We start from the raw sequence: 13486 nt of genomic DNA, 5'->3' as shown, positions 1-13486 counted from the left end.
TTATAGTCTGAGTTTATGATATCTATTTTATCCCCATTTACGATATATGATCGGTGACAGGTTATGAATCTATGATCCAATTTTGATTTTATACTTTTAAGTGAATCGTAGAATTCTAGTTCGTAATCACTAGTGTGCAGAGTGATTTTTTTAGATGAGTTCTTGGCATCTATGAATAATATATCGCAAAAAGCAATTTTATAAATTTCACTTTTTTGTTTTATGATTAAAAAGTCGTCGTTATTTTTTTCTAAATACAGCCTAGTACCTATTTTCAAGGCTTTATATAAATTCGCATCTAAATCGAAATCTTTATTTATAAAATCTAGAACCTTCAGTTTGTATTTAAAAACATTATAAGATAATTCAACGTGACTCGTTAGAAATATTATCTCACTCTTGTAGTCGTCTTCGCGTATAGTTTTTGCCAATTGAAGACCGTTTTTAGGTCCGTTAATTTCGATATCTAGTAGATAGATACAATGATCTTCACTGGTAATTTCATTTTCTTTATAATTCATTACTTCTTCAAAATTGTCAAAAGTAGATATTTTGAAATGAGGTATTGGATTTTTTTCCACAAAATCTTTTATTATTTGTTTCGTTTGAATTTGCATATTTAGTTCATCTTCACAAATTATGAAATACAACATATGACAAAACCTCCTAATACAATATAAATATAAATTTTTATAGTACATATTTCATTGAATATGCATTATATAAAATATTATAGCAGAAATTGTATACAGATTCAGCAAAATATAAGTTCATTATACAAAAATCTGATAAGAAAGATTGAAACTACCCAAAAAATGGTATAATATCAGCATATAAGTGAATTATCAAAAAATTATATGGTTATGGAGGCATATATGAAGAATAGAAAAATTTTTTTCGGTATTTGCTTGGCTATAATATTTGTTTCAACAATTGGAGTATTATATTATAAAAATAATTCAATAGAGCACAAAATAAAAGCTGAGATTGAGCAAATTATAGAAAAAGAGAAATCATCAAAGTATTTTGAGGATAGTGAATACAACAAAATTCGACAATTCATAGATAAAATGACGGTTGTTAGATATACAGAGCCTGAGGTGAAAGTGTTCAAGATTCCAGATAGCAATACATTATCAGTACTATTTAGAGCTAAAATTGAAAATGTGGAAGAAGGTGAGGCTATATCCTATATGACTTTAACTTTAAATGATGAAGATAAGGTCGATAGTGTAGTCATTTCATCGTGGATAACTATATCTAAGGAAAAAAGTAATTTTTAAAGGAGCATTGTTTATGGAAAAGACAATGATGAAAAAGGTTGAAAAGTGGATACTAGTAGCACTTATTATAGCGATTATAACTATAATAGCTATGACTGTGAAATTATTTGATTATATGATGGATCAAAAGCAAGAAGAAGAGGTAGGGCAGTTGTCAAAGATGATAAGCCACGCTATAGACAACTCTGTTCATGCGGAATCCGTGATAGAGTCATATATTGGAGATTTACTTAGAGAAAGGTCAGCGGATTTATTAGAAGATATAAAGGGCAAGGATGCAGAGAAGCTTACAATTGATGATTTAGAACATCTGAAATCGAAATATCAGCTTTCAGGGGTAGCTTTATTTAAAGACTATGGAGATGATATCAAGATAGAGAAATCAACTTCCGAAGGAGAAATTGGGTTATCTACAAAACGATGGGGCTTTTGGTATACAGCCTTTCGTGAGTTATTAGAGAAAGGAAGTGTAAGTCTCAATAAAGGATACTCTATAGGGAATTTTTGGGTTGGGCCTCGTTCACTTGCTTATGGTCAAGATGGATATTATTTATTTGCATATGAAAGAATTCCAAATGAGCCGTATTTGATGAATATTTATGTAGATGACAGAACGGCATTTGGTTTAATAAAAGAAACTGATCCAAATGTTTTAATTAAAAATTTAATAGAGGAGTCTAACTTCATAGACGAAATTGCAGTAATAAATGTAGAGGCTTGGAATGATAGATTTGCAGAAGAAGATAGATCACATTTGCAGGATTTTACACTTCACTATGGTAGATATACTGCGTTTATGCCAGAGGATACTTACTATATAAATGAAGCAGAGAAATTAGATTTCAAAGATCAAGTGTCCAAGACATTTAATTATCGCGGAATTGAAAAGACAAAAATATATAGAAAAATAGATAGTGAAGAAGTTTTGATATATGTTATAAATCATAAGGAAAGAAATGTTCTTAAACAAAATATATTGTATATCATAGCTGGAGGGCTTGTATTTATAGGTTTCATAAGTTTTATGATTATAAGATATTTTACTCAAGAGTACAGTTCTATAGTTGAAATTGAGAGAAATAGGTTAAAAACCGCTGAGGAGTATAGAAGAACAGTAGAAATACTACCAAGTATGATATTTAGAATCAAAGAGGTAAAAGATGGACTTAAGGTAAAACATTGTGAGGGAAAAGCACTCAAAGAAATCGGAATAGAAGCTAAAGAGAGTCAAGACCAATGGTTAGAGACAGTGTTACCTAGAGATTATTTGGATGTAGCATGGGGATCTATTGAAGAAGCACTTAGGGGAGTATCTGGTAGATTTGAATATAGAAACGGGGAAAAAATATACGATAATCAAGTTCAACCTATATGGGAAGAATGGGATAGCAGGGACAAAGAGATAGTTATTTTTGCAAATGACATAACTAAAATTCGAGAGTCAGAGGATAAAGCAAAATACATGGCATATCATGATAGTCTTACTGATTTGCCAAATAGACATTTTTTCAAAGAAACAATTGAAAATTGGTTAGAAACGGAGAAGAACAAGTCATTTGCTATAGCTTTTATTGATTTGGATGGATTTAAATATGTGAACGATACCGCTGGTCATGATATTGGAGATGAATTGCTAAAAGAAGTTGCGAGTAGATTGTTACTTCTTCTTGGAAAGGAAGATTTTGCGGCTAGAATGGGTGGCGATGAGTTTGCAGTTGCCTATCCTATAGATGATTCCATGAACAAATTGATATCTAAATTGGAAAAGTTAAAAATTGAAGTAGCGAAAGAATATAGAATAGACGAGCATATGTTTAAAATCAGTGCAAGTATAGGTGTAAGTAGATATCCAAGAGATGGTAGTGATTACACTACTCTATTGAAGAAGGCAGATATTGCACTATACAATGTAAAATATGCAGGCAAAAATGATTTTGTATTTTTTCAAGATTAAATTCGTCTACTTTAGAAGTGAGAGATTTTTGGTCAATATAGCTTAAAAGATAGTAATTTTGCGATTTTAATTTAAAATGATAAAAACAGCTGATAGAGAGATTTTGATTATAATCTCGCTATCAGCTGTTTTACATTTTAAGGCCACAAAAACAAATTGGTTATTTGTTTTCCAGAAGTTTTACTACTTCTTTTAGCTTTTCTCTTATAGGAATATTTTGAGGACATGCTTTTTCACATTTACCGCATTCAACACATAGTGATGCAAAATGCTTGTCGCCTATAAACGTCCTATATTGCTTTCTAGTATGTTCTATATCTTCAAACATAGATGCTTGATTTAGGTGTTCAAAACTACCCGGAATATTTACATTGTAAGGACAAGGCATACAATATTTACAATTAGTACAATCCACGGCTATGCGGTCATGATAAATATTTGAAACTTCATCTATCAATTGTACTTCGCTTTCAGTTAGTGAATGAGGTTTTGTTTCACTAGCTACTCTGATGTTTTCATCTACCTGTTCTAGAGTAGTCATGCCGCTTAGTACTAAATTGATCATAGGGTTATTCCAAAGGAATTTAAATCCCCATTCAGCAGGGCTCCTTTTTACTTCAGCTTCGTTCCATTTATTTTGAATTTCTTTTGGAACATTTCGAGTAAAGAAACCACCTCTTAGAGGTTCCATAATTATAGTAGCAAGACCTTTATTGTGAGCGTATGCTAATCCCTTTTCTCCAGCTTGATAGTCTCTATCCAAGAAATTGTATTGAATTTGGCAGAATGTCCAAGGGTATGAATCTACTAGTTCCTTAAATAAAGGTAATTCGTCGTGGAATGAAAAACCGATGTATTTAACTTTACCTTCAGCTTTTATTCTATCCAAAAAGTCGAATAATCCATGTTTCAATAGGTTTTCCCAGAAACTTTTATTTAGAGCGTGAACCAAATAGAAATCAATATGGTCTGTTTGTAATTTTTCTAGTTGTTCGTTTAAGTATAAATCAAAATCTTCAGGTGACTTGATTAACCAACTAGGCAATTTAGTAGCCAAGTATATTTTTTCTCTGTAGCCATCTTCAAGGGCTTTTCCAACTAATGGTTCACTCATTTTCATGTGATATGGATATGCGGTATCGATGTAATTAACTCCCTGGTCTATAGCATGTCTAATCATGTGAATAGCTTCTTTTTCATCAATTTGAGACACATCGTCGTTTAAAACAGGGAGCCTCATACATCCAAATCCCAAAATACTTATAGATTCGTCTGTGTTGCCAAATTTTTTATAAAGCATAATTAAAACCTCCTTTTCTAATTATTATTTTACCCATAAAATAGAGATTAATATAGTCCAAATTTGGATATAATGGTAATAGTACTTAGTAGGAGGAGCTTATGAATAAAAAAATTCGTTACGAAATACTCATAGTGGGACTTATCTTAGCAATCGTAGTTGGGATTTTTTACACATATCAGCACAACAAAAATCAGTATGAAAGTTCCATATATGAGCAGCTTGAAATAAATACTAATCACACAAAAAATGAATTTGAAAGATCATATAGTAGCGTTGCTCAGAGCCTAAAGCGAATAGCAAATTACATCGGGCAGAAAGAATTGACATTTGAGCAGATTCAAGAATTTTTGAGAAATCAAGCAGAGAGTTTGAGATATAGCGACGATTTTTATGTATACGATTTGCAAAAAGAGAAATTGATAGCGAGAAATGAAATTCATGATTTTGATGTTGAATCTATGAGAAAAAGGCCTTGGTTTATTGAAAGCGGTGATGAATATGAGTTGCTACTCACACCACTATACAATGACTTGTTTACAAATGATTTTTTGCTTACTATTTCATATAGGACAAAGACAAATTACGACAAAGAGTATATAGCTATTTTGGATTTGAGACCTAGTGATTTTTATAGAGAAGTAGTAATAGCACAAGATAGAGATGGCATTTATCAGTATATGGTGGATTCGAATGGATTTATGATGACACATCCAGATGAGAAGGATTTAGGAAAGAATTTCTTCCAATTGATAGATTTTGAAGTTCCTCTTGAAGAGCTAGAAGACTATTGGAATGATATATTGGAAAAAGATTCAGGATATATAGAATATACCATAGATCAAGACAGGATACTAGCTTATTATCAACACTTAAATTATCATAATGCTATATTGTTTTCTGCAGTTAATACAAAAGATTTCAGAAGTGATATAGTGGAGTATTCTACTGGAAGTTTTGGAATATACACTATCATAATAGTATTACTCAGTGCATTGTTTTTTATGTATTATTATGAAACGACTTATAGAGATAGTGAAACTGGATTTTACTCGATGATTTATTTTAGAAGGTGGTTTAAGAAGAGCAAAAATAAGAAACATGATATTTTGTTTGTTAAAATCAGAGATATAAGGTATTACAGTCATAGTAATATCGAAGATGAAGTTAAAAAGTACAAGGATTTTTCAAGATATATTAGAACTAAACTTGGCAAGAAAAGCGAGGTATTTGTAATTCAGAGAAATGAATATATCATAGTCATGGATGATATGCAGCAGGATAAGTTACTAGAAAGCGCAGAATCAATATTTGGATATTTCAACAATGCATTTACAAATCAAGCAAAAGAAAAATTAGAAGTTCATTCAAAAGCTGTGATGATTAAATTCAAAGTTAAAGAATTTAATGTTGATAGGTTGATGAAAATTGCAGGAAGCGAGTTAAAGAAAATCAAGCATAGTGGAAAGATGGTAATTATAGAAGATTGTACAGATGTGCTAAAAGAGCTAGATGAAGAAGCGTATATTAGAATGCGTCTATTAAGTGCACTCAAAGAAGAGAGAATAGTACCATTTTATCAACCCATTTATGACTTGAAAAAAGATAGAGTTGACAAGTACGAAGTTCTAATGAGGGTAGAGGAATTTGGAGAATACATGTCGCCATTTCCATTTATAATACTTGCAGAGAAAATTGGAGTCATAGAAAAAATAGATGAAATGGTTATAAAAAAAGCACTACATGACAAAAAGTTATACGATGAAAATCATGATGAAAATATAAAACTTTCCATAAACTTGTCAACAAAGGACCTCAATATAGAATTTATGGAGGGGTTGACGAAATTTGTAGCACAAGAGAATATAGATCCATCTGATGTCACATTTGAAATAACAGAGACTCAATCAATTGAAAATTTGGGTATAGTTAGAGAAATGGTTCAAAAATACAAGCAATATGGTTTTGAGTTTTCGATTGACGATTTTGGAACAGGATTCTCAAATACAAATTACTTGAAGCAATTGAGTCTTGATTATTTGAAAATAGATGGAGTTTTTGTAAGAGATATAAGTATGAATAGAGAAAATTATTATATAGTGAAGGCATTTAGAGACTTGGCATATGCACTTGGAATAAAAGTGGTAGCAGAATATGTTGAGTCAGAAGAAGTCTTTGAAGTGCTCAAGAAATTGGAGGTTGATTACGTACAAGGATATTATGTAGGCAAACCGGAGGCAAAAATAGGGGAATACACCTAGAGAAGGGGCGTAAATTATGAAAAAAGAGTTTACGAGTCAAGATTATTTTTATATATTGAGATTGCTTAGATTGTATGCAAATGGAGTTTTTAGAACTATTGATAGAAGGTTTCACCCTCAGATTACGCTATTGGTTATTACAATAGATAGGGAGCATGATTTTTTCAATTTGTCGGTGATACCTAGTTATAGTGATTATGATAACCATTTGAAAAAGGAGTTGACCTTAGAAAAAATCTGTAGAGAATCTCTAGATTTTGAGAAAGAAGAAGCTAAGCAAAAAGAGCTTACACATCATATAGCAAAGCAACTTGAGGATCAAAATCCAGATAGAAATTATTATTTTTCAAAAGTTGCATTTGTTGACAATTCTGCTGTTATAGTAATGACTGACTTAGATAAAGAGCTTGTGAATTGGCACAAAAAATTAGAAAGACATGTAGGGTCATTTGTTGAATCGCTTATAACAGAATACAAAAAGGATTTGAGTAGATTTTTGATTCAATATATCAACAATAATGTTACAAAGCCAGTTAGTTATTCTAGAACCATTCAATTTGCAGGGGAGTGGTTTATAACCATACTTGGATGTAGCATAAAAGATAATATTTATAGTAAATTAAATATCATTTCTTCTCTAAATTATGAAGGGGAAGAGGGCAAGGGCAAGATTTTATTTACAGATACGAAGTATTTGACAGAAGGTGGGGAGCATCCGGATATAGAGTATAAGATTAGGTTTGGTGTGAAAGTACCTATATCGCTGTATAGAGCCATAAGAAAGCTTCTAGAACTTGCGAAGAGTGACTATTATTTGTTGTCTGATACGAAATATATATATGGACTTGGCAAGTTAAAAGCGAATTATGACAAAAAACGTGAGGACATCTTTGTAGTGAAATTTTTGAAGCACTATACATGGGAACTCTACCATGGTGATGATAGATTGATGCTTGTAATACATGAGATTCCTGCGCTATCAAGGGAAAGACTTCCCATAGATCAATTTACGTATGAGCTGAAAAAGACATTTGGCAGTTTAGAGGATGTTAGAGTAGAGGAGCTTTACGAGATAGTTCGAGAAGCTACGCGGCAAAAAAAGGGGACTCTCGTTGTGATATCTGACCACGCATTAGAAGAGGCTCAGAGGCTAAAGATGCAATGTCTTATAATTCAGCCTACACTTATGACTCCAGAGTTAGTTAGAACTACATCAGGTATAGATGGAGCTATATTGGTAGATGAAAAAGCAAGAGGACATGGTTTAGGTGTTATATTAGATGGTTATGCTTCATCTCATGGAACTGTTACACGAGGAGCGAGATATAATTCTGCAATCAGATACGTTGAGACTGTGTCTATGAAAAACTCTGACCATCATAGATGTATGGCAATTGTCGTTTCAGAGGATGGTATGATAGACATAATAAGTAAGAATTTCTTTCAGAAAAGAGAGAGAGACAAGGACTCAGAATCTTAGAAAATATGAAAGGACAGTAATTTCATATGCTCTTGATATCGATGGGCATTTAAAATTATTGTCCTTTTTTGTATTAGATATTATATTGCATCTTTGTATATTTTTTTTACGATATTTTCTAAATCATTGTCTTTACTTAATGATTTTAGTGACGGAATATCACCCTTGTACATTATCTGTCCGTGATTTAGTACAAGTATTTCAGAACATAGTTTTTCAAGATCTATAACATCGTGAGTTGTTAAAAATATAGTTTTACCTCTAGCATTTAATTCTTTTAAAAAATCGAGAACTTTGTGTTTTGAAATTATATCGAGTCCTATTGTCGGCTCATCTAAAAATAAGATTTCAGGGTCGTGTATCAAACAAGCTCCGAGTTCTGCTCTCATTCTTTGACCCAAACTCAGTTGACGAACTGGGTGGTGCAATATTTCTTCTAAATCTAACCATTTAGTTAGGTATTCTAGTTGTGTTTTGAAAATTATATCGTCGACTTTGAATATCCCTTTGAGTAAATTATAGGTGTCTATGACTGGCAAGTCCCACCAAAGCTGAGTTTTTTGACCAAACACAACGCCTATATTTTTTACATATTTTTTGCGATCTTTCCACGGACAGAATTCCCCTATTTGGACATCTCCACTATCGGGAATCATTATGCCAGTGAGGATTTTTATAGTAGTGGATTTTCCTGCACCATTAGGGCCTATATATCCTATAAAGTCTCCACGATTTACTTCAAGATTTACATTTTTTAGAGCATCTATGGTTTTCTTTTTTCGTTTAAATCCATGACCATCATATATTTTATATTGCTTTTGAAGATTTGATACTTTTATATAACTCATAAAATCCCCCTTTTAAGAACCAGTACTAGAGTATCTATGCATGCCTTTTTTCCAAACGAGTACATTTATCAAAAAGAAGCATATGCATGTTAACAATGGGCTAAATAGTGCTAATAGTGAATCACAATGACCCTTTATATATGAAAGAGGCCAGTATGCTATGCAGGCAAATGGAACAATAAATGTTAAAAAACCTTGTAGTGGTTTGCTGTATATACTTGTAGGATAAAGAGATGCTTCTGATGTAGAAAAAAATGTAAGCGCTATAATATCTCTGTTTTTACCTGTCCAAAATGCTATAGCAGCTATTAAAAACGAAGTTTCAGTTACTATTATTGCAGAGAAAATGCAGAGTACAAAAAATTCTATATATATCATTGGATTATCTGCATATATATGACTAGCGCCCCAAAGCCCTACAAATAGAGCTTGTAACAATTGACCTAGACGTCTGAATTCAAATCTTTGAAGTAATAGCTGTATAGGAATGGGAATTGGTTTTAGCAAAAGTATGTCCAATTCTCCCTTTAGTATATATATTTCAAAATTGTGTACTCCAGAGCCAAATAATCTGAAGACTGCTGTACCAAATGTTATTATTCCGTGTATTACAGCTATTTCATATAGAGTCCATCCATCTATGCTTTTGAATTTCATTAGCAAGAAACTTATGACTAGAAAGTTCGAAAAGATAGAAACCGCAGTGAAGAAATTTTCGAATAAAAAGTTTCTCAGGTATGTTGTTTGACTTTTGAAGCTTGCTATTAAAAGTGATTTTAAAATAGACATAAATTAACCTCCTTGAATTAAGACTTTGCGAGTGATTCGTCTTGTAAAATACATAGCCAAGAATGATAAAATAGCAATCCACATAATTTGTTTTAGTAAACTTTCCATGACTGGAATAGAACCGATATATATACTACCAGATATATAAGTAGTGCTCGCAAAAGGTGTCCAAGGCATTAAATTTCTTAGGAAGTCAGGATAGTATTCAGCTGGGATAAAATGCCCGCCAAAAATAGAGCTAAAGAAGTAATAACAAGCCTGAGCTCCGCTAAAGCTTAAGTGCTTTATGCTATAAAGTCCTATGAAATAGTTCAGCAAAAAAGCAATTAAACTACCAAATAATACACTTATAATGTAAGGTATGAGAGTTTCCATAGAGGGTAGTTGTGCACCTAAAATTAGTATGCCTAAAATATATAGTGGTATAGACCTGAAGAAAAAATTATATATTAGGTGACCGAGTGTTTCGAAAAAACTACCATATAGTAAAGAATAGGGTTTTAAAAATTCGAATGCAATATTCCCACTTCGAACTTTTTCTGGCAGATATGTACCGTATGGTATAAACATCATGAGCCAAAGACCTGCTTGATTTACAAGTACATAGGTCGTAAGTTGATTTGCTTCGGGAGTGTTCCCTAGAAGGGCTCGCCAGATTGAAACGTAAATGTAACCGAAAATAAAACTTCCAACATTGTTTACCATGTGGTTTGCTAAATAAGCTTTATCACGAGTAAACGATGCTTTTGCAATATGCCATCCAGAGATGACGTCCACCTCCTTTGAGATCTTTGTAAAAGTATTATAGTTACTCCGGTTTCGACAACGTATCGAGAATTTCAGTATAGCATTTTGTATAAACGGAAAATAGGTCAAATTTAATTTAAAACAAAAATACTTTAATATTGTAAGGGCTGATATATTTATATTGAAATACCACATCTAATCGTGTTAATATGGCTTTAAGTGCCAAATGGCAATTAGATATGGGGTTTGTGATTTTTTTAGAAAAGGATGGATAAAATGTGGGGCATAACTAAGAGCAGTACAAAAGACGTATTTAGACTTGCACTGCCTGCTGTAGGCGAAATGATACTTTATATGATTATTTGGGTTTTCGACACTATGATGGTTGGAAAATATGGTGGACAAGTTACTGTTAGTGCAGTTGGGTTAGGTTCAGAAATCATATATACATTTGTGAATATGTTTATAGGAGTTGGACTTAGCGTAGGTGTTACATCTATAATAGCGAGGCGATATGGTGCTAGAAAATATGAAGAGGCAGAAGCTTTTTCAGACATAGGATTTGCTATAGGTATCAGAGTAGCGCTTTGTGTGTCTATTATGCTATTTTTATTAGCAAGACCGCTCTATACGATAGCTGGAGCGACACCAGAAGTTACTAGATTGGGCGTAGAGTACATGAAAATTTGTTCATTTGGTATATTTTTTAATATGCTCATGAACGTATTAAATGGAATAGTTAGAGGAACGGGAAATACTAAACCACCTCTAGTGGCGTCACTGATAATAAATATAGTAAATATAGGGCTTGATGCAGTTCTAATATTTGGTCTGTGGATATTCCCAGAGCTTGGAGTTAAGGGAGCTGCACTAGCAACAAGTATAGCTCATATTTGTGGATTTTGCTTTATGGTTTGGTATATAAGGAAAAGATCAAAAATTAAATGTAATTTTAAAAATATAAAATGGGATAAAGCTAAAGTTAGAGAATTAGTCAAGCTTTCTATTCCGTCTGGATTGCAAGAAGGGGCATTTAGCATTTGTAGATTGCTAAATACTCTCATGATAATGTTACTTGGAACAATTGCGTTTTCAGCTAATCAGATTACTACGACTATAGAGGGACTTTCATTTATGCCTGGGTATGGATTTGCAGTTGCAGCAACTACTCTCGTTGGTCATAAAGTCGGCGAAGGAGATAGGGAAAAAGCTGAATCATATGCTCATACTTCAGTATTCTTGGGCGTTGTAATGATGGGGATTTGTGCGGTATTATTTTTATTATTTCCAGAGTTTATAATATCACAATTTATAAAAAAAGAAGAAATAGAAGTTATAGAAATTGGTGCTATGTGTTTGAGATTGGCAGCATTAGAGCAAGTGCCAATGGCCATATCGATGATACTTGCAGGTAGTTTGAAGGGAGCCGGAGATACAAGAACTCCATTTATAGTAGCTGTTATAAGTAACTGGCTTATAAGACTTCCACTTATGGTATTGTTCGTATGGTATCTTAGAAAGCCAGTAACATATGTATGGGGGATTACGGCAATTCAGTGGACGATAGATGCTATGCTCATGTATTGGTTATATAGAAAAAAACTAGAGAAAAATGATAAAATATAAAAATAGAACTTAGCATGGTTTCTAATACCATTCTAAGTTCTATTTTTTTGTATATTTACTAAGCTAATTTTACAATTCCGTGCGGAAAGCCCACTCTTTTAGGCACTGGGAATTTTAGGCAGCTTTTGAATTAGTGCTATGTGATTGAATTTTTGAATGTTTATTACCAAATTGTGCATTTGATACATAAAGACCTGCAAATATCATTATAGCACCTATGATTTGTATTGTAGTGAAGCGTTCTCCCAACATGAAGAAGCCTGCAACCATAGTAAATACTGGTGGTAGGTTGTTGTACACTGAAACTTTTGTACTACCTAATTTTTCAGCTCCCCAAGTCCAAAGAAAGCTAGCCATTGAAACGGCTATTACTCCTGAAAATGCAGCGCCAAACCAAGCTACTGAGTTTGCCGATTTTAATGCTACGAAATCTATTGAATTCCAAGATATAGCAACTAACATCAAAGATGTAATTGATATTGCGTAGCAAGAAATCAGACTGCATGAGTATTTTTTTGATAAATCGCTAGAATAAATAGTGAATAATGAGAATGATATAACTGATATAAAGATATACACTATTCCTTTCATATTTGTCCCAGAGAGGTCAAGACTTTGACCAGAGCCTAGAATTAATGTAAATACTCCAATAACTGATATAGCTATGCCAAACCACATTTGAGTTGATATTTTAGCACCTCTCATCCAGTTAATCAAAGCAATAGAAATTGGAACCAATGCGAATATGAATGAAACATTCCCAGAGGTAGTGTTTCCAGAACCAAGTCCGAAGAAATTTTGGTAGCAAAAATAACCTATGATGCTCACAAATAAGAGTTTTGGCCAATCGACTAATTCTATTTTTTTGAATTCGCCCAAAATTGCGGTTATCAAAATGGCTGAAAGGGCTGCTAATACCATTCTAAATGGATTGAATGTACTAGGAGGCAAATTTTCTATTCCAAATTTAATTGCAATAGGATGAAAACCCCAACTTACAGCGACAAGTACCATTAGAATGTCGACTAAACTTATGCTATTTTTTTTGTTCATTATTAAAACCCAACCTTTCGTAAATTTTAAAACGCTTACCCTAAAAGCGTTTAACCCTATGTTGTGTCTGCCTAGATATGTACCCCTACATATCGTTACAAGACTGCAATACCAATTATAGCAAAGTTTAATACAATATGAAAGG

11 protein-coding genes are annotated in these 13486 nt (G+C 32.6%); 5 read left to right on the top strand and 6 right to left on the bottom strand.

Features of this window, described 5'->3' with window-relative positions:
* The coding region (locus tag N4A40_12475; protein MCT4662668.1) for a LytTR family DNA-binding domain-containing protein at positions 1 to 653 on the bottom strand (653 nt) is incomplete at its 3' end.
* A gap of 222 nt (positions 654 to 875) precedes the next feature.
* Between N4A40_12475 and N4A40_12470 the strand changes: the two genes are divergently transcribed.
* Together N4A40_12470 and N4A40_12465 are read left to right on the top strand one after the other, a co-directional pair.
* On the top strand, positions 876 to 1283 hold the full coding sequence (locus tag N4A40_12470) for a hypothetical protein (GenBank protein MCT4662667.1): 408 nt from the start codon (positions 876 to 878) through the stop codon (positions 1281 to 1283).
* A gap of 13 nt (positions 1284 to 1296) precedes the next feature.
* Positions 1297 to 3237, top strand: coding sequence for a GGDEF domain-containing protein (locus N4A40_12465; GenBank protein MCT4662666.1), 1941 nt, complete (start codon positions 1297 to 1299; stop codon positions 3235 to 3237).
* A 160-nt stretch (positions 3238 to 3397) separates the two neighbouring features.
* Here N4A40_12465 and N4A40_12460 read toward each other — a convergent pair whose 3' ends face one another.
* Positions 3398 to 4537, bottom strand: a complete 1140-nt coding sequence (locus N4A40_12460; protein MCT4662665.1) for an aldo/keto reductase — start codon at positions 4535 to 4537, stop codon at positions 3398 to 3400.
* Between the two features lie 101 nt (positions 4538 to 4638).
* On the opposite strand from N4A40_12460, the gene N4A40_12455 reads away from it, so the two are divergent.
* On the top strand, positions 4639 to 6798 hold the full coding sequence (locus tag N4A40_12455; protein MCT4662664.1) for an EAL domain-containing protein: 2160 nt from the start codon (positions 4639 to 4641) through the stop codon (positions 6796 to 6798).
* Between the two features lie 16 nt (positions 6799 to 6814).
* Positions 6815 to 8278, top strand: a complete 1464-nt coding sequence (locus N4A40_12450) for a DNA integrity scanning protein DisA nucleotide-binding domain protein (protein ID MCT4662663.1) — start codon at positions 6815 to 6817, stop codon at positions 8276 to 8278.
* Positions 8279 to 8358: 80 nt separating this feature from the next.
* On the opposite strand, the gene N4A40_12445 is transcribed toward N4A40_12450, so the two are convergent.
* From N4A40_12445 to N4A40_12435, 3 genes are read right to left on the bottom strand one after another with little or no spacing between them, the layout of a single operon-like run.
* Entirely contained in the window at positions 8359 to 9126 is a 768-nt protein-coding gene (locus tag N4A40_12445; protein MCT4662662.1) for an ATP-binding cassette domain-containing protein, read from the bottom strand.
* Between the two features lie 12 nt (positions 9127 to 9138).
* Positions 9139 to 9915: an ABC-2 family transporter protein gene (locus N4A40_12440; GenBank protein ID MCT4662661.1), complete on the bottom strand. Its 777-nt coding sequence runs from the start codon at positions 9913 to 9915 to the stop codon at positions 9139 to 9141.
* Positions 9916 to 9918: 3 nt separating this feature from the next.
* Complete coding sequence (locus tag N4A40_12435) at positions 9919 to 10692, bottom strand: ABC-2 family transporter protein (protein MCT4662660.1); 774 nt, start codon at positions 10690 to 10692, stop codon at positions 9919 to 9921.
* 237 nt (positions 10693 to 10929) lie between these two features.
* On the opposite strand from N4A40_12435, the gene N4A40_12430 reads away from it, so the two are divergent.
* Entirely contained in the window at positions 10930 to 12288 is a 1359-nt protein-coding gene (locus N4A40_12430; protein MCT4662659.1) for an MATE family efflux transporter, read from the top strand.
* A 114-nt stretch (positions 12289 to 12402) separates the two neighbouring features.
* Here the strand turns inward: N4A40_12430 and N4A40_12425 are convergent, their stop codons facing one another.
* Entirely contained in the window at positions 12403 to 13341 is a 939-nt protein-coding gene (locus N4A40_12425) for a DMT family transporter (protein MCT4662658.1), read from the bottom strand.
* Positions 13342 to 13486 lie beyond the last annotated feature (145 nt).

This window comes from Tissierellales bacterium, assembly GCA_025210965.1.
GTDB lineage: Bacteria > Bacillota > Clostridia > Tissierellales > JAOAQY01 > JAOAQY01.
The sequence above is the reverse complement of the archived record's forward strand: the minus strand, read 5'-3'. Positions and strand labels throughout refer to the sequence as shown.